Source organism: Kitasatospora sp. NPDC028961, from assembly GCF_055564815.1.
In genome coordinates this window covers 97,288-114,409 of record NZ_JBVHVO010000013.1, presented here as the reverse complement: position 1 = coordinate 114,409, position 17,122 = coordinate 97,288, and the positions used below count along the sequence as shown (strand labels likewise).

The window sequence follows — 17,122 nt, the reverse complement described above, 5'->3', positions numbered from 1 at the left end:
GGTGTGGTTGTTTTTTTTTTTTTTTTTGGGGGGGAGATGGTACCCGTGTCCCCCCCCCCCCCCCCCCCCCCCCCGCCACACCGGTTGCGTCAGCGTCCGATGACGCCGTGCACGGCGCCGGTCTCGGTGCCCCAGGTCTCTTCGTCCTCCGCCAGCCAGGTGGTGCGCCGGCGGTCCTTGTCGTTGGCACCGCCCTGGCCGCCGGCGCCCATGCCGCCACCGGGCGGCATCATCGGCGGCATGCCGCTGGAGCTGGTGGGGGTCTGCCGACCGGTCAGCAGGGCCTGCTCCTGGGCGGCGGCCTTGGCGGCCTTCTCCGCGGCCATCCGCTCGGCGTTGGCCTGGTCGACCGCGGCCTTCATGGTGTTCGGGTCGGCCCCGCCCGCGAGCGCGCGGGAGCTCAGACCGCCGCCCATGCCGGTGATCACCGGGCCGCCGCCGGAGGTGAACGGACCCGACCCCGAACCGGACAGGCCGCCGCCGAGACCACCCGTGTTGTACGCGAACCCGCCGGGGCCGAAGTTGCTCGGCGTCAGCAGACCGTCCCCGCCCTCGCCCGAGTACCGGTCGGCGAGCAGCTGCCGGTACTCCGAGACGGTGTTGCCCTTGTCGTCGCGCAGGGTGCCGTCCGGGTCGATGGTGTAGTTCGGGCCGGCCACCATGGGATTGCCGCTGGAGTCGAGCACGGGGTTGCCGTTCTCGTCGACGATCCGGCCGTCCTTGGTGATCACCGAGCCGGGCGGGACGGTGACGGGCCGGTTCGAACCGCTCCCGCCCAGCGACGAGTTGTCCCCCAGCAGATTGTTCCCGCCGATCCCGCCGCCGATCAGGTCGAGGCCGCTGTTGGAACCGGATCCGCCGCTGCCCCCGGAGGTGCCGGAGCTGCCGCCGTTGCCGGTGAGGTTCAGGTCACCACCGGACTTGTCGCCGTTGAGACCGAGGTCCTTGGGACCGGCCCCACCCGTGATGTCCTTGATGTCCGGGCCCGGGCCTGCGCCACCGCTGGTGCTGGTGTCCGTCTTGATGTCCGGGTTCGAATCGGTCTTCGGACCGTCCCCGCCCGGACCGTCCTTGGTCGGATCGTCGGTCGACGGCGGAGCGGGCATCGGCATCCGCAGCTCGAGGTTCGAGACATGGGTGTCGAGCAGGATCTTCGTGGGGTTGTACACGCCGTCGACCTGCTTCTGGGCAGCGTCGGCCTGGACGTCCAGGACATCGACGACGTTCTTCACCCAGATCACCCGCGCGTCGTGGTCCACCTTCTCCCAGAACGCCACCGTCTTGGGATCCCCGCCGGGCCCGGGCTTGACCACGAAGGTGAAGCTGTTCGAGGTCTGCGAGCCGGTGTTACCGGTGACACCCTCAGGCGTGGGACTGGCGTGGTCGCCGTCGTGGAACCCTCCGCTGCCCACCACGCTCTTCGTCGTGATGCTCACCGTCGCCCCGCTGAGCGCCGACACCAACGCCTCGGTCGCGGCGTACGCGGCCCAACGGTTCCGTGAGTTGAGGTAGTTGGTCCAGCCGGTGTTCAGTGTCGTCACGGCGGCGTTCAGCGCGGGGGGGCAGAGCCGCAGGCTGCTCTCCACCTCCGACTCCAGCTCGCGGTGGAAGCGTTCGACCTCGTTCCCGAAGGCCTGTAGGAGGCCGCGGAAGGAGCCCGCCGCACTGCCCTGCCAGTCGCTGCCCGGCGAGTCGATGTCATCCGCCCAGGCGCGGACCCGGGGAGCCAGGAGCGCGACGAACGTCTTGATGTTCTTGATGTCATCGGCCACCTTCCCGAAGCCGGGAATGTCCAGCTTGTCGTTGACGCGCTTGTCCTCGGGAAGATCACGCATGCGGAGGAGCACCGAGGCGCCGTCCAGAAACTTCTGGATCTTGGATTCCGGCCCCTGCACCACGTCGAAGTCGATACTGCTGCCCAGCGTGTAGGAGCCGTGGCGCGTCTTGCCGTCCTTCGTGTAGGTGAAGTTCCAGGACACCCAGATGTCGAAGTGGGAGCCGCTGCCGTCCACACCCCGCCAGCCGTCCAGGATCTCGTAGTCCGCCTTGCCGCTCTTGGCCTTCTCCAGACCGCTCTTGATCCACTTCTTGCTGTCGTCGACCACCGACTCCCTGGTAGGTGTCGCCTGGTCGCTCGACGCTTGCAAGAACGTGAGCATGTCTTCCCATTTGCCCATGTCAGGACCCTTCGCGGTCAGGCGCTACGACAGGTGGGGCGGGGCCGGCCCGCGCCGAGGCCGGCTCCGCCTGCTGATGGGCACTCAGCCGCCGGGGCCGCGGCCACCCGATCCGCCCGTGCCCAGCGTCGGGTTGATCAGCCACATCAGCTGAGCCTCGGTGAGGGCCTCGTCCTGGGCGTTCGACAGGATGAGGTCGGCCATGCCGAGGTCGCCCTTCAGCTTGGTCAGCTGCTGCGTGAGCGTGGTGAACTGGAGACCGACCGCCTTGCAGTACTCCGTGAAGGACGTCTTGAACGCTCCGGGAGTGGTGAACAACATGCCGTCGGTGCCCGCCAGGAACGCGATGTGGTCGTACTCCTTGATCCTGGTGACCGCCGCGTTGCCGTTGATCTCGGTGATCAGCGCTTCGAGCTTCTCCTTGGCGAACTTCGCCAGGTACTCGTCGGTGATCTCCGTCGTACCGCCGCTGCCCTCGCCCTCCGGCTTGTCCCCCATCGGACTCAGCCCGCGACGTGGTCGAAGTGGCTGCTGGCCCGCATGTCCGCGTCCTTGATGACGTTGCGGATCTCGGTGAGGGCCTGGTGGGCGGCGACGATCTTCTTGCCCATCGCCTCGTCGGAGTTGTGGAGCTGCTGCGAGAGTGCCCCGGCCGCCACCGCGAAGTCACCCACCAGCTGGACGTTGATCTTGCTGTCGAGGTAGTCCTTCAACTGGGTCATCGCGGTGTGCATCGTCGCCGCGTGGGCTTCGAGGTCGTTGATGGCGCTGTCGATGCCGGCGTAGTGGAGCGACATGTGGCCCATGGTGCGGTCCCTTCGAACGGAGAGTCGGTAGGCGGAGCGGGCACCGGCCACCGCGGTCCGCGGCAGCGGTGCACGGGATCGGCTAGCGGGGGTTCAGGACGTCCTCGACGTGCTGCCCCGGGCCGCCGCCGTTGAAGTTGGCGATGCCCGTCGTGTGGTCGTCGGCCGCGTTGAAGATCTGGCCACCGTCGCCGAGCTTGGCGTGGAAGGCGTCGTAGTCCCGCTTGACCAGCGCGTACTGCTCCAGCCAGGCCTGGATCTGGTTCTGGAACGTGGTGCTGGCGGCGCCGGAGAAGCTGTCCCGGACGGCCGTGTTGATGTCCTCGATGTAGGCCGCGGTCTGCGACATCTCGTTGTACCGGGACTCGACCATGGTCCTGATGTCCGTCAGGACGTTCTGGTCGATCGTCGTCTGCTGAGCCACCGCGAGTACCTCCTCCGTGAGTGCCGGCCGACCCGGCCGGCAGCGTGTGCCACGGGCCGGCAGGAGCGGCCCGCCAGGGTGAACGGGACGCCGCCGCCGGACGGTTCACCGTCCGGCGGCGGCTCGGCCGATCACCGCGCGCAGCGGCCCTCGGCGGCGGCCGGGGGCTGCACGATGCCGCCGGCGAGCGGCCCCGGATCGAGGCTGGGCCCGGTGGGCAGCAGCGAGAGCACCCGCCCCGGCACCGCGCTCGGGGCCGCCCCGGCGTAGCCGAGGCGTTCGGCCACCGCGGCGGAGGCCAGCGGGTACTTCACGCCGGTGTCGGTGACCAGGTAGAGCGTGGTGCCGAAGCCCCCGCCGGACAGCGCCCGCACCAGGGCGCCCCCGCCGGGGCGCACGGCGATCCGGTCGGCGGGCGTGCAACTGGGGACGACGCCGGGCTGGAGCGCGGGTGGCAGGCCCAGCACGGCGGCCGCGTCCGGGACGGCCAGGGCGAGTTCCCCGCCGTCGTCCGCCGGGTTCAGTGCCCCGCAGACGGCCTGACCGGCGGTCGGCGTCAGCAGCACCGGCGGCCGGGCGGGCAGTTCGGCCGGATTGAGCGCGGCGGTGGCGGCGGGAGGTGCGGAGTGTGCGGCGAGGTCCTCCGCGCCGACCGGCGAGAGCGTGACCTGACCACTCCCGTAGGCATCCCGCTGAGTGCGCAGATCGCCCTGCACCAGCGCGAGTTGGGTGGCGTTGAGCGGCACCAGACCCTGCTCGGCGAGCACGTAGCGCTCGTCACCGGTGCCGGAGAACAGCTGGCCGATCCGGGTGGCGTGCCCGCCGAGCGTGGGGCCGTTGCGCCCCCGGCCGGGGAGGTCGGGGGCGCGCAGATCCGGTCCGGTCGGGAAGGCGGCGAGGAACGCGGCGGTGACCGGGACGGGCACGGCCGCGGTGTAACCGAGGGCCCGGACGGCGCCGCCGGCGGTGTCGAGGGCGAACCGGCGGCCGTGCCAGAGCAGATGGACGCCGCCGTCGGGCGCGCCGACCAGGACACCCCGGTCACCGGCGCCGCGGCCGGACTGGCGGGTGCCGACCGCGACGGACAGCTGGGGAGTGGCGCGGCCCTCCGCGGAGCCCGCGGTCTGGACGGTGCAGACGAGCCAGTCGGCGCCACCGACGGCGGCCCGTCCCGGCAGCCCGTCGGGGGCGCCGACGATACCGATCGGGGTGCCGCGCTCGGCCTTCTCCAGCGAGCGGGCCGAGACCTGGTCGACCTTCAGCTGGTCACCGGCCAGCAGCTTGGCGCTGGCCTCGTTGAGCACGGGGTGGAGCAGGCCACCGGCGAAGACGTACCGGGCACCGGTCTCCTTGACCACCACCAGGGTGCCGGGCTTCTGCCAGCCGGTCGCACCGCCGGGCTTGACCATGCCGTAGACGCCGGCGCCGGCGCCGATCAGCAGGGAGACGGCCAGACCGATGGCGGCGCCGCGGTTGGTGCGCCCGACGGGGGTGTCGGGGGCGTCCGGCTCGGCGCGGAGCACGCCTGCGGCGACCCGGCTCATCACGAACAGGTGGGCCTGCACCTGGTCCCGTCGGGACTGCATGCGGTGGTCCTCCTCGGTGCGGGTTTCAGGGGGAGCGGGTCGGCGCCGGGCGGCCGCGCCGGTCAGCCCGCCAGGCCGCGCATCATCCCGTAGAAGCCGAGCACCTGGAGTGCGAGCGGCAGCAGGGCGAGCGCGGCGAGCGAGTGCAGCAGGTCGCCGGCGCGGCCCCAGTAGGGCAACAGCCGCCGGCCGGGCACCGTCCAGGCCGTCACGGCGAGCGCGGCCGCAGTGACGAGCAGTGCGGTGAACAGGACGAACCGGCCGGACTGGTCGGCGTCCTGCCCGAACCGCACGGCCAGCAGGCTGACGCCCAGCGCCCCCGGCAGCAGCATGGCGAGCCGCTGGCGGATGCCCCCGATGTCCCGGGCGTGCAGCAGGAGCAGCACCGACAGGTCGGCGGACATCGCGGTCGTGCCCCATCCGCCGTCGCGGGCCGTGGCGAGCAGTGCGAGGGCGGTCGCACAGACGCTGCCGGCGGCGATGAAGAAGCCGGCCAGATAGCTGTCGGCGATCAGGCTGCGAGCCGCCACGTCCTCCGCCGGGAAGGGCTCGATCTCCTCCTGGAGCTCTTCGGCGTTGCGGGGCAGCGCGGGCAGTCGCAGCCCGGACAGCTTGAACGCCAGCCCGGGCACGAAGGCGCCGAACAGCACCGCGGTGGCAGCGATCACCGCGGCGGAGTGGGTCGTCGGGATCCCGTAGGTGGCCAGCGCGCCCGCGCCCAGGGCGAGCACGGCCGCCACCACCAGGCCGGCGAAGAACGGACCGGCTCCGACCAGGGCGAGCGCCAGCACGGTGGCTCCGACCGCCGCCGAACCGCCCGCGAGCAACCGGGCCGGGCCGGTGACCCCGGGCAGCAGGGCGGCCGCCGCGGCCGCGTAGGCGACGCCGGCGGACCCGATCGCGGCCCCGGCCGGCCGGTCGCCGACCGATCTGGTCGCCGCGGCCGCGCCGCCGAGCAGCAGCACGGCGGTGACGGCGGCCGCGACGCAACGGGGGCCGTCCGGTCCGGGCAGGGCGAGCAGCAGCAGACCGCCGGCCAGCGCGACCAGGCCGAGGGCCAGCGCGAAGTGGTGGGTGGCGGCGGGCCGCCAGGAGTCGCCGCGGGCGATGGTGCCGGATCGGACGCCGTCCACCAGGTCGTCGTAGTGCACCTCGGGCAGCGCCTCCTGCCCGGGGCGGAGGAAGAGTTCCTCGCCGTCGCGCAGTCCGAGCGCCTCCAGGGTGCGTTCCTCGTCCAGCGGCGGGCCACCGGCGCGCTGGAGCACCCAGCCGGCGTGCTCGGTGCCGCCCTCCTCGACGGTGGGACCGGCATAGCCGAGGACGGCGGGCAGCAGGTCGGCGAGGACGACATCGCCGGGGAGGGCGAGCTCGAAGGCGGTGTCCGGGGCACGGAACCTCAGCCGGACCAGCCCTGCCGCCACCGTGGTACCGCTCACCTGTCGTGCCCTCCCGTGGAACGCCGGCCCGCCCGGTCTCCCGTTGGACAACTACGGGCGGCGGCGGGCGGACGGTTCACCGGCCACCGCGGCCCGCTCCCGCGCAACGCCGGTGAACCACCGGGGCCCCGCGGGCCGTACGCCTGAGTGCGGACCGGCCCGAGCCGCCGGGCCCACCGCCACCAGCGGCGTCCCCCGCGCCGCGAGAGGAGAATCCCCGTTGAGCGTGGTCGTGGTCGACCGTCCGCCCCGGCGCCCCGGACCGGCGATGCCGGACGGCGAGCTCCAGCTCCAGGAGCCGCCGGTCCTGCCGGAACAGCAGAGCGGCATGTCCAACGTGATCGCCATGGCACCGATGGCGCTCAGCTCGCTCTCGATGGTGATGATCTTCCTCAACCCGCAGTCCAGCGGCGGGCCGCTCACCTACGTGGCGATGGGCATGATGGGCCTGTCCGCCGTCGGCATGCTGGTGACCCAGCTGATCCGCGGCGCCAGCGACCGCAAGCGCCAACTGCGCGGCGAGCGCCGGGACTACCTGCGCTACCTCTCCCAGATGCGCCGGCAGGTCCGCCGCCACATCGTGAACCAGCGGCAGGCACTCGCCTGGCGCCACCCGGACCCGGCCGCGCTCGGCTCGCTGATCCGCACCTCGCGCCTGTGGGAGCGCCGCGCGGCCCACCCCGACTTCGGTGACGTCCGGATCGCCACCGGCGCCCAGCGCCTGGCGGTCAAGCTGGCACCGCTGTCCACCCAGCCGGTGGAGGACCTGGAGCCGCTGTGCGCGCACGCACTGCGCCGGTTCATCCACGCGTACGGCTCGATCGCCGACCAGCCGATCGCCGTCCACGTCCGCGGTTACGCCCACCTCCTGCTGCGCTGCGAGGAGCCCGAGGAGGAGGCCGGACCGGCCGCCACCGCCGGCCCGGGCACCTCGCCCAGCGTGATCGGCGCACCTGCCGCCGCCTCCGCCGATCCGGACGCCCCCGGCGCACCGGCCGATCCCGAGCCGGCCCGCGCCCTGGCCCGCGCGATGATCACCCAACTCGCCTTCTTCCACGCGCCGGACGAACTGCGGGTGGCCGCCGCCGTCTCCCCCGAACTGCGCGAGGAATGGGCCTGGCTGAAGTGGCTGCCGCACGCCCTGCACCCCACCGAGACCGACGGCGCCGGCCCGGTGCGCCTGGTCGCCGACTCGATGCTGGAGCTGGAGCAACTGCTGGGCCCGGAGTTCACCGACCGGCCGCCCTACGAGCCGGACGCGCAGCCGGGCCGGGACGAGCCGTTCACCCTGATCGTCCTGGACGGCGTCAAACTGCCCAGCAGCAGCCGGGCCCTGCTGGCCGGCTACCGCAACGCCGTCCTGCTCGACCTCGCCGGAGCCGTCGAGTGGCAGCACGCGCCGTTCCGGCTGCGGCTGCGGATCACCGACGACCGGCTGGACCTGGTGGCCGCCGACCGCAACCGGCGCGACGAGGCCACCCCGCTCGGCCGCCCCGACGCGCTGAGCGTCCCGGCCGCCCGCCGCTTCGCCACGGTGATGTCCCCGTACCGGCTGGGGGACTCCCGCGACGCCTCCGAGCCGCTCAGCACCGACTTCGACCTCACCTCGCTGCTGGGCGTCAACGACCTGTACCAGCACGACGTCGCGCGCAGCTGGGCGGACCGCCCGCGCGGCCGCCGACTGCGGGTGCCGATCGGCGTCGGCGTGGACGGCAACCCCGTCGAGCTGGACCTCAAGGAGTCCGCCCAGGGCGGCATGGGCCCGCACGGAATGCTGATCGGCGCCACCGGCTCGGGCAAGTCCGAGCTGCTGCGCACCCTGGTGCTGGCGCTCGCGCTCACACACTCCTCGGAGACCCTCAACTTCGTCCTGGTCGACTTCAAGGGCGGTGCCACCTTCCTCGGCCTGGACGAACTCCCGCACACCTCGGCGGTGATCACCAACCTGGCGGACGAGGCCGCCCTGGTCGACCGGATGCGCGACGCCCTGCACGGCGAACTGAACCGCCGCCAGGAGCTGCTCCGCTCGGCCGGCAACTACAGCTCGCTGCTGGACTACGAGACCGCCCGGGCCGCCGGCACCCAGCTCGACCCGCTTCCGACACTCTTCATCGTGGTCGACGAGTTCAGCGAACTGCTCTCCGCGCACCGCGACTTCATGGAGCTGTTCATCATGATCGGCCGACTCGGCCGCTCACTCGGCGTGCACCTGCTGCTGGCCTCGCAGCGCCTCGACGAGGGCCGGATGCACGCCCTGGAGTCCCACCTGTCGTACCGGGTCGGCCTGCGGACCTTCTCCGCGATGGAGAGCCGCGGTGTCCTCGGCGTGCCCGACGCCTACCAGCTGCCCTCGCAGCCCGGCAACGGCATCCTGCGCAGCGACATCGCCACCCTCACCCGGTTCAAGGCGGCGTACGTCTCCGGCCCGTACCGGCGCCGGCGCGGAGCGGCGCAGCAGGCCGCGGTGGCCGGCCAGATCGTCCCCTACGGCACCGAGTACACCGCGCCACGCCGCCCCGACCCCGAGGCACTGGCGGCCGAGGCGGCCCGGCAGGCCGCCGAGGAGGAGAACACCGCGACGCTGCTGGACCTGGCCGCGGAGCGGATGCGCGATGTCGGCCCTCCCGCCCACACGGTCTGGCTGCCGCCCCTGGAGACCCCGCCCACCCTCGACGAGCTGCTGCCGCCGCTCGCGCCGTCCCCGCACCACGGTCTGGCACCCGACGGCCGCGCGGCGGTCGGCACGCTCTCCGTCCCGGTGGGCGTGGTCGACCGCCCGTTCCAGCAGATGCGCGAACTGCTCACCGCCGACCTGTCGGCCGCCGGCGGCCACGTGGGCATCGCGGGCGGCCCGCAGAGCGGCAAGAGCACGATGCTGCGCAGCCTGATCACCGCCCTGGCCCTCACCCACACCCCGCGGGAGGTCCAGTTCTACTGCCTGGACTTCGGCGGCGGCACCCTCGCCGCGCTGCGCGGGCTGCCGCACATCGGCGGCGTCACCGGGCGCCACGAGCCCGAGCGGGTCGGGCGCACCCTCGCCGAGGTCAACGCCGTCATCGCCCGCCGCGAGCAGACCTTCGCGCAGCTGGGCATCGACTCGATGGCCACCTTCCGACGCCGCCGGGCCGCCGGTGATCCGGCGCTGGCCGACGAGCGCCATGGCGACGTGTTCCTGGTGGTCGACGGTTGGGCCACCCTGCGCCAGGAGTTCATGGACTTCCTGCCCGTCCTCACGCTGATCGCCGGACGCGGCCTCAACTACGGCGTGCACCTGATGATCACCGCCGGCCGCTGGGGCGAGATCTCCAGCGGACTGCGCGACCAGCTCGGCAGCCGCTTCGAACTGCGGCTCGGCGACCCGATCGACTCCATGATCAATATGCGGGCCGCCGAGACCGTCCCCCGGGTCCCCGGCCGGGGACTCACCCAGGAGCGCCTGCACTTCCTCACCGCGCTCCCCCGGATCGACGGCGTCGGCGACAGCGAGAGCCTCACGGACGGCGTCGAGGACCTCGTCGACGCCGTCAACGAGCACTGGACCGGCCCGCGCGCCCCCGAGGTGCGGATGCTGCCGCTCCGGCTCGACGCCGCCACGCTGCCCGCGCCCTCGGGCAAGCTGCGGGTGGCGATCGGTCTGGAGGACACCGCGATCTCCCCGCTCTGGCACGACTTCGAGGAGTCCCCCCACCTCCTGGTGGTCGGCGACAGCGAAAGTGGCAAGACCAACCTGCTGCGCCTGATGGTCTCCGCGATCACCACCGCCTACACGCCCGCCGAGGCCCGGATCATGCTCGTCGACTTCCGGCGCGGGCTCTACGACTGCGTCCCGGAGGAGTACCGCCTCGGCTACGCCGTCGCCGTGGACGTGCTCCGGCAGGTCGTCACCGGGGCCGCCCGGGCCATGGAAGCCCGGCTGCCCGGCGAGGAGATCACCCCGGCCCGGCTGCGGCTGCGCGACTGGTGGACCGGGCCCGAGCTGTTCATCATCGTCGACGACTACGACCTGATCCCGAGCCAGGTCGGCAGCAGCCCGTTCGGCCCCGTCCTCGACCACCTCGCCCAGGGCACCGAACTCGGTCTGCACCTGATCGTGGCGCGCTCCGCCAACGGCATCGGGCGCGCCTACTCGGACCAGTTGCTGCGCCGGCTCCAGGACGTCAACACCCCCGTCACCCTGCTCTCCTGCCCGCCGAGCGAGGGCACCCTGTTCGGCAGCGTCAAACCGCGCGTGCTGCCACCCGGGCGCGCCCTGCACATCACCCGGCGCCGGACCGTCCAGGTGCAGACCGGCCTGATGCCGGCGCCGGCCGGCGAGGACGGCTGACGGCCCCCGCCCGGCACGCCGCTGAACCGGTGGCCGGGCGGCGTCCGTATACCCCGACGATGAGTCTCTCCCGCCTCGGCCTGCCCTCCGGTGACCCGGCCGCGCCCCGCCGCCGGTTCGGCCGCCGGCGCGGCGCGGCCGCCGCGCTGCCTGCCGGCCCGGGCCCCGCCGCCCCGGTGGCGGCGGTCGCCACTGCCGCTCCCGGCGCCGGTGTCGCCCTCCGGTCCGAGCTGCGCCCGGTCGGGCCGCACTTCGTCATCGCCCCTTCCACCGCCGGGGACGACGAACTCTCGGCGGCCGTCGGCACGCTGCGCCCGGTGCCGGGCAGCATCGTCGTGGTCGCCGCCGCACCCGACTCGGCCCCCGTCCTGCGGGACCGGATGGCCGACCTCGGCGTGATCGCCCGCTCGCGCGGCGCCGCCACGCTGGTCCTGGCCGCCTCCGGCCTCGCCGCGCTCGCCCCCAACGGCCGCCGCCCGGCCGAGGTGGTCGCCGACCGGGCCGGCCTGCCGGTGATCGCGCCGGACGGCCTGGTGGAGATCACCCCGGACGGCAACCTCAAGGTCACCGCGCCCGACGGCGCCGGCGAGACCGCCTCCTGGTGGCACTGCGCACCCGGCAGCGCACCGCGCCGGGTCCGGGAGACGATCGGCGCCACCGCCCCGGTCGAGCCGCCCTCCACCGCCGTCGCCGTCGTACCCGCCGGTCAGACCGGGCACCTGCCGGTCGAGAGCGCCACCGCCGCCCGCCGCCCCCCGGCCGTGCACGTGCTGCGGCTGCCCGCCGGCTTCTGGCTCACCCACCCGTCCGCCCCGCCGCCCGGCCCGATGCCCGGCCTCGGGCTGGCCGCCGCGCCGCCCGGCACCGTGGTGCTGGTCGTCGGCACCCCGGCGCGGCCCGTCCTGCTGCCCGAGGACTTCGCGGAGGCCGTGGTCGGCCTGCCGGTGGACACCTCGCGGCTGCTGGTCAGCGCGCCCTGGGCGGCCCCGGACGAACTCGCCGCCCTGACCGGGGCGCTGTCGGCCCGGCTGGCCCGCCCGGTCAGCGCCGCGATCGGCCTCCCGGTGCTCGGCCCGGGCGGCCCCACCTCGCGCATCCTCGACACCCACGGCCGGGCCCGCTGGGAGCCGTACCTGCTGCGGCTCGCCGCCGCGCCCGGCCAGGGCACCGCGCCCGCCGCCTGGCGCAACGGGGGCGCCTCCTGGCGGACCGACGGTCCGGGCGTCTTCGAGGCGTTCCCCTACTGGGCGCTGGAGGCCGTCCCGGCCGGCCTCTGGCTCCGGCCGGAGCCGCCGCACGTCCTCACCCCGCGCTTCCGCCGACCCGAGGCGGCCCGCCCGCTGCTGATCGTCGGCGAGCGGGACCGGCCCGTCGAGGCCGATGTCTTCGAGGAGCTGGGCAGCCTGCTCGACCGCCTGCCGTCCTCCGGCTCGGACGGGTTCGGGCTGCTGGTGCACGGGCTGCTGGAGCCGTCCACCGAACGGATCGCCCGGTTCATCGCCCGGATGCACGACCTGGACTGGCTCGGACCGGAGCAGCCCGCCGGGTCCGTGCCGGGCGTGGCGGCGGTGTCGTACGGGATCGGCGGCCTCCCCGCGGCCCGCCCGACGGCCGTGGAGGCCGCGCCACAGCCCGCGCCACAGTCCGTACCGGCCGCCGTGGCGCCGCCCCGGGCCGCGGCTCTTGTCGGGGCGCCTGCCGTCCCCTCGGCCGTCGCCGTGCCGACCACCTCGACGGGCGCCGGCGGGGCGGGCGCCGCCGAGCCCGTGACCACGCCCCCGGAGGACCCCTCGGCCCCGGCCCCGGCGCCGGCCGCCGCCCCACCGTCCTCGCCGCTGCCCGGGCCGCTGGGTCCGCCCACCCGGACCGCGACCAGCGGCGGACCCGGTGGCCCCGGCTTCCCCGCACCGGTGGCCGCGCCGCCATCCGGACCGGATGCCCACGGCACCGCCCCGGCCTTCGCCGGTGGGCCTTCGCCGGACTCCGCGCCGAGCACGGCTCCGGCCGTGGCGGGCGAGGGACGGTGGACCGACCCGGCCACCGACCCCACCGCCGACCCCGACCGGGCGGACACCGGGCCCGAACCGTCGGTCGAGGAGCCGGACTTCGCCTGGCCCACCGGGCCTGCCATCGAGCAGCCCACCGAACCCCATGCCGTGGAACCGGACCAGCACCCGCACGAACCACCGGACAGGCACCCGGACGCCGAACCCGCCGAGCACCCCGGCGAGGAGCCGGCCGGGGACCCGGCACCCGCACCACTGCACGCCCGTCACCTCCGCCCGGAGGACTTCCCCGTCCCCGTCGCGGTCAGCGGCGCCGACGACCGGGACGCCGTCCGGGCGCTGCTCGGCGAGCACTACCACCGCTGTTCCGGCCGGGTCGATCAGGTCGCCACCCGGTTGCCGGGGCTGCGCTCCACCTCGAAGGACGACATCAAGCCCGACCTCGCCGCCGTCCTGCTGCACCACGGCGACGCCGGGATCCCGGCGGGCCGCGCCGAGTTGATCGCTGCCGCCCGCTCCTGCGACCCGGCGCTCGCGCCCTTCCTCCGCTGCCTCGGCTCCGGCCTGCGCCGACTCCCCAGCCACCACGGGGCCGTGCTGCTCTGCGCCCCGCCCGGCCCGGATCCGGCGGCCCTGCTCGCCCACTACGCGGTCGGCCAGGTGGTGACGGAGCCCGCCCCGGTCACCGGCCTGACCGCCAGCGCCGTCGAAATCCTCGGCGCGGCGGTCGAGTTCGTCATCTGGTCGGCCACCGGGCGGCGCACCTCGGCCTTCGGCTCGGGCACCGAGGAGCTGCGGGTGACCTTCGCCCCGGGTACGTCCTTCACCGTGGTCGCCGTCCTGCCCTCCGATGACACCGAGAACGCGGAGGACAACGAGCACGTCGAGGACCCCGCGTACGCCGCCGAACCGTCCGGCCGCCGCCCCGCCCGCGTCCTGCTGCGCGAGTACACCGGTGCCGCCGGAGCCGACCCGGCCGAGCGGGACCGCAGCGCCCTGACCCGCCTCCAGTCGTGGCTGGACCGCAGGGACCGGCTGGGCCCGGCCGAGCGCCGGCGGATCGAGGACCCCGAGCGTTTCCACCTCACCCCGGGGGTCGAGCTTCTGCCTGGTCCCGAGGGTGCGTGAACCCGCCGTCGGACGGCGGCCGTTCACCAAGCGAACCCGCTCGCCCGCCGTTCCCGCGGCCGATCCGGCCGCCCGACCCCGGAGCCTCCATGCCGATCCGGCCCACCCCGCTGCCCCTCGCCCTGACCGCCCTCCTACTGGCCGGTGCCCTCCCCGTGCTCCCGGCCGCCGCGGCGTCCCCGGGCCCCACCCCGAGCGGCTCGCCCACCACGACGGTCGCCGACCCCGCCCCGGCGAACCACGGGCGCCCCCACCGCACCACTCTGCCCACGGCCAAGTCGCCGACCACGCCCAGTGGTTCGCCATCCGGCTCCGCCTCCGGCTCGCCGTCCGGCAAGCCCACTACGACCGGAGCCGGCGACCTCACCGACCCGCATCTCAAGGACATCGCCCAGCAGTTCGTCTCCAGCGCCGAGAACTCCTCCCTCGACTGGAAGGCGCAGTTCGCCTACATCGAGGACATCAAGGACGGCCGCGGCTACACCGCGGGCGTCGTCGGCTTCTGCTCCGGCACCGGCGACATGGTCGAACTGGTCCGCCACTACCACGAGTTGAAGGCCGACAACGTCCTGGCCAAGTACCTCCCCGCGCTGGAGAAGCTGGACGGCTCCGCCTCGCACAGCGGCCTCGACCCCGACTTCACCTCGGACTGGAAGAAGGCGGCCCAGGACCCGGTCTTCCGCAAGGCCCAGGAGGACGAGCGCGACCGCGTCTACTTCACCCCGGCCGTCACCCAGGCCAAGTCCGACGGACTGCACGCGCTCGGCCAACTCGCCTACTACGACGCCATCGTGATGCACGGCCCGGGCAACAGCGCGGACAGCTTCGGCGGAATCCGCGCGGCGGCGCTCAAGAAGGCCAAGCCCCCGGCGCAGGGCGGCGACGAGAAGGCCTACCTCGCCGCGTTCCTGGACGCCCGCGCCGCCGCCATGCGCACCGAGGCGGCCCACTCCGACACCTCCCGCATCGACACCGCCCAGCGCCTCTTCCTCCAGGCCGGGAACCTCGACCTGCACACCCCGCTGAGCTGGAAGGTCTACGGCGAGTCCTTCCACATCGACAAGTAGCCCACCGGGTGACGGAAGAGCGGCGGGCCGCCCGCGGAGGCGCCCCCCCGCTTTCGGTGATCTTGATCACAAAGCCGTTTCCCCGGACCCTGTTCGCCCATTCATCACCGCATGACAACCATTCCCGGCAGTCGCGCCGTCACCACGGACGACCGAAGCGCCACCCGGGCACCGGACTCCCCTGCACCGGCCGCCGTCGCCGTTACCACCAGCGTCACCATCCCCACCACCACTGCCACTGCCACCACCGCCGAGCTCACCCGGCTGCTCTACGGCCCCGACCACGAGCGCACCCACGGCCCGTGGCGGCGGTTGCTCGCCGACCCCCGGATGCGGACCGACCCCGGCGCCGCCACCGCGGACCGGATCGCCGCCAGCTACCGGCGGTTACGGCAGGTCAACCGGATGACCGACGCCACCGCACTGGCCACCGACCCCCGCGCGCTGGCCGCCCTTCACGAGTGGCTGGGCCCGCTGGACGGCGCACTGGTCGTCGTCGCCGGCATCCACTACAACCTCTTCCTCGGCAGCCTGCTCGACCACGACCCGCACGAGAAGCGGCCGTTGGACCCGTACCTCGCGATGGAACGGATCGGCACCTTCCTCTGCACCGAGCTCGGCCACGGCAACGACGCCACCGCGCTGCGGACCACCGCCGTCTACGACCGCACCGACCGCACCTTCACCCTGCACACGCCCGACGCGGGTGCGCAGAAGTTCATGCCGAACACCGGCCCGGCCGGTGGGCCGAAGTCCGCCGTGGTCGCCGCCCGCCTCCTGGTCGACGGCCGGGACCACGGGATCTTCCTCTTCCTCACCCCGCTCACCGACGAGGTCGGCCCGCTGCCCGGCGTCACCGTCCGCCCGCTGCCGCAGCGCCCCGGCAACCCGGTCGACCACTGCCTGACCTCCTTCGACGAGGTCGTCCTGCCCCACGAGGCGCTGCTGACCGGCGAACACGGCCGGCTCGGGCCCGACGCCGGGTTCACCAGCTCCCTCGGCAGCAGGCGGAAACGGTTCCTCACCAGCATCGGCCGGGTCACCGCCGGCAAGCTCTGCATGAGCGCGGCGGCGATCGGCTGCGCCCGCGCGGTGCTGACCGTGGCCGTCCGCTACGCCCACCACCGCGAGGTGACCGGCGCCCGCGCGGACCGCCGCATCCCGGTCTGGGCCCACCGCAGCCACCACGGCCCGCTGCTGGAGGCGGCCGCCACCACCTACGCGATGACCGCCCTGCACCGGGCCGCGGTCGAGCGCTGGACCGGCCGGGACGACACCGACCCGGGCGAGGTCGCCGCTGCCGAGCGGCTGGCCGCCGTCGCCAAGGGCTGGACCACCTGGCAGGCCCGCAACCTGATCATCGAGTGCCGCGAACGCTGTGGCGCCCAGGGACTGCTCCCGGTCAACGGGATCTCCCCGCTCGCCATGGACATCGAGGGCACCATCACCGCCGAGGGCGACAACCTCGCGCTCTGGGCCAAGGCCGGCGCCGAGCTCCTGCTGGCCGAGTCCGCGCCGCCCGGGGCCGTCCCCGAAGGCGGCCCCGACGACCCGGCCGTGCTCCAGTCCCTGCTGCACGCGGCGGAGCACCTGCACCTGAGCCGCGCCCGCGTCCTGCTGCGGCAGGCGCCGTCCGGGGATGCCCTGCGCCGCTGGAACACCGCCTCACCCGCCGCGCTGGCCGCCGTCACCGCCCACGCCGAACGCTCCGCCGGCGCCGCACTGCTGGCCCTCGCCGAGCAGGCCGCCGAGCCGCGGGCCCGCAGCCTGCTGCTCGACCTGTACCGGCTCTTCGCGCTGCGCCGGGTCAGCACGGAGAGCGGCCCTCTGCTGAGCGAGGCGTTTCTGACGCACCATCACGTGCGGCTGCTCCCCGACCTGATCGAGCAGGTCATCGGCCGACTGGCGACCCGGGGGCGGCAGCTGGTGGACGCCTTCGACCTGCCGGAGGAGTTCCTCGCCGGCCTCCCGATCGCCGGTCCCGACTACCAGCGCGCCTTCGACCACCCCGAGGCGCACTGGAACGCCACCGAGTCTGCCGTTCAACTGATCTGACCAGCCAACAGGCATCCGGGGCCACCCCGCGCCGGGTCCCGGGGGGGGGGGGGGGGGGGGGGGGGGGGGGGGGGGGGGGGAGGGGGGGGGGGGGGGGGGGGGGTGGGTCGGGG

Annotated in this window: 10 protein-coding genes; 4 read left to right on the top strand and 6 right to left on the bottom strand. The window is 74.2% G+C overall.

Features of this window, described 5'->3' with window-relative positions; genetic code table 11:
- Positions 1-89 precede the first annotated feature (89 nt).
- The 6 genes from ACZ4UX_RS22655 to eccD form a co-directional block, all read right to left on the bottom strand.
- Positions 90-2,147: a hypothetical protein gene (locus ACZ4UX_RS22655; protein WP_465707962.1), complete on the bottom strand. Its 2,058-nt coding sequence runs from the start codon at positions 2,145-2,147 to the stop codon at positions 90-92.
- A 114-nt stretch (positions 2,148-2,261) separates the two neighbouring features.
- Positions 2,262-2,675: a hypothetical protein gene (locus ACZ4UX_RS22650; protein WP_465707961.1), complete on the bottom strand. Its 414-nt coding sequence runs from the start codon at positions 2,673-2,675 to the stop codon at positions 2,262-2,264.
- 5 nt (positions 2,676-2,680) lie between these two features.
- Positions 2,681-2,974 (bottom strand): hypothetical protein, encoded by a 294-nt coding sequence (locus ACZ4UX_RS22645; protein ID WP_465707960.1) that lies wholly within the window; start codon positions 2,972-2,974, stop codon positions 2,681-2,683.
- Between the two features lie 91 nt (positions 2,975-3,065).
- Complete coding sequence (locus ACZ4UX_RS22640) at positions 3,066-3,407, bottom strand: hypothetical protein (protein WP_465707959.1); 342 nt, start codon at positions 3,405-3,407, stop codon at positions 3,066-3,068.
- A 131-nt stretch (positions 3,408-3,538) separates the two neighbouring features.
- The gene (gene eccB / locus ACZ4UX_RS22635; protein ID WP_465707958.1) at positions 3,539-4,993 is read right to left on the bottom strand and encodes a type VII secretion protein EccB; all 1,455 of its coding nucleotides are present in this window, start codon (positions 4,991-4,993) and stop codon (positions 3,539-3,541) included.
- Between the two features lie 62 nt (positions 4,994-5,055).
- Entirely contained in the window at positions 5,056-6,429 is a 1,374-nt protein-coding gene (eccD, locus tag ACZ4UX_RS22630; RefSeq protein WP_465707957.1) for a type VII secretion integral membrane protein EccD, read from the bottom strand.
- A 268-nt stretch (positions 6,430-6,697) separates the two neighbouring features.
- On the opposite strand from eccD, the gene eccCa reads away from it, so the two are divergent.
- The 4 genes from eccCa (at position 6,698) to ACZ4UX_RS22610 (ending at position 17,009) form a co-directional block, all read left to right on the top strand.
- Entirely contained in the window at positions 6,698-10,753 is a 4,056-nt protein-coding gene (gene eccCa / locus ACZ4UX_RS22625; RefSeq protein WP_465708021.1) for a type VII secretion protein EccCa, read from the top strand.
- A 59-nt stretch (positions 10,754-10,812) separates the two neighbouring features.
- On the top strand, positions 10,813-13,887 hold the full coding sequence (locus ACZ4UX_RS22620; protein ID WP_465707956.1) for a hypothetical protein: 3,075 nt from the start codon (positions 10,813-10,815) through the stop codon (positions 13,885-13,887).
- Between the two features lie 89 nt (positions 13,888-13,976).
- Entirely contained in the window at positions 13,977-14,954 is a 978-nt protein-coding gene (locus ACZ4UX_RS22615) for a chitosanase (protein WP_465707955.1), read from the top strand.
- 111 nt (positions 14,955-15,065) lie between these two features.
- On the top strand, positions 15,066-17,009 hold the full coding sequence (locus tag ACZ4UX_RS22610) for an acyl-CoA dehydrogenase family protein (protein ID WP_465707954.1): 1,944 nt from the start codon (positions 15,066-15,068) through the stop codon (positions 17,007-17,009).
- The last annotated feature ends 113 nt before the right edge of the window (positions 17,010-17,122 follow it).

Bases quoted from the DNA above. Each gene is read 5' to 3' on its own strand.
- ACZ4UX_RS22650 (WP_465707961.1), bottom strand. From the start codon at position 2,675: ATGGGGGACAAGCCGGAGGGCGAGGGCAGCGGCGGTACGACGGAGATC.
- ACZ4UX_RS22645 (WP_465707960.1), bottom strand. From the start codon at position 2,974: ATGTCGCTCCACTACGCCGGCATCGACAGCGCCATCAACGACCTCGAA.
- eccB (WP_465707958.1), bottom strand. From the start codon at position 4,993: ATGCAGTCCCGACGGGACCAGGTGCAGGCCCACCTGTTCGTGATGAGC.
- eccCa (WP_465708021.1), top strand. From the start codon at position 6,698: ATGCCGGACGGCGAGCTCCAGCTCCAGGAGCCGCCGGTCCTGCCGGAA.
- ACZ4UX_RS22620 (WP_465707956.1), top strand. From the start codon at position 10,813: ATGAGTCTCTCCCGCCTCGGCCTGCCCTCCGGTGACCCGGCCGCGCCC.
- ACZ4UX_RS22615 (WP_465707955.1), top strand. From the start codon at position 13,977: ATGCCGATCCGGCCCACCCCGCTGCCCCTCGCCCTGACCGCCCTCCTA.
- ACZ4UX_RS22610 (WP_465707954.1), top strand. From the start codon at position 15,066: ATGACAACCATTCCCGGCAGTCGCGCCGTCACCACGGACGACCGAAGC.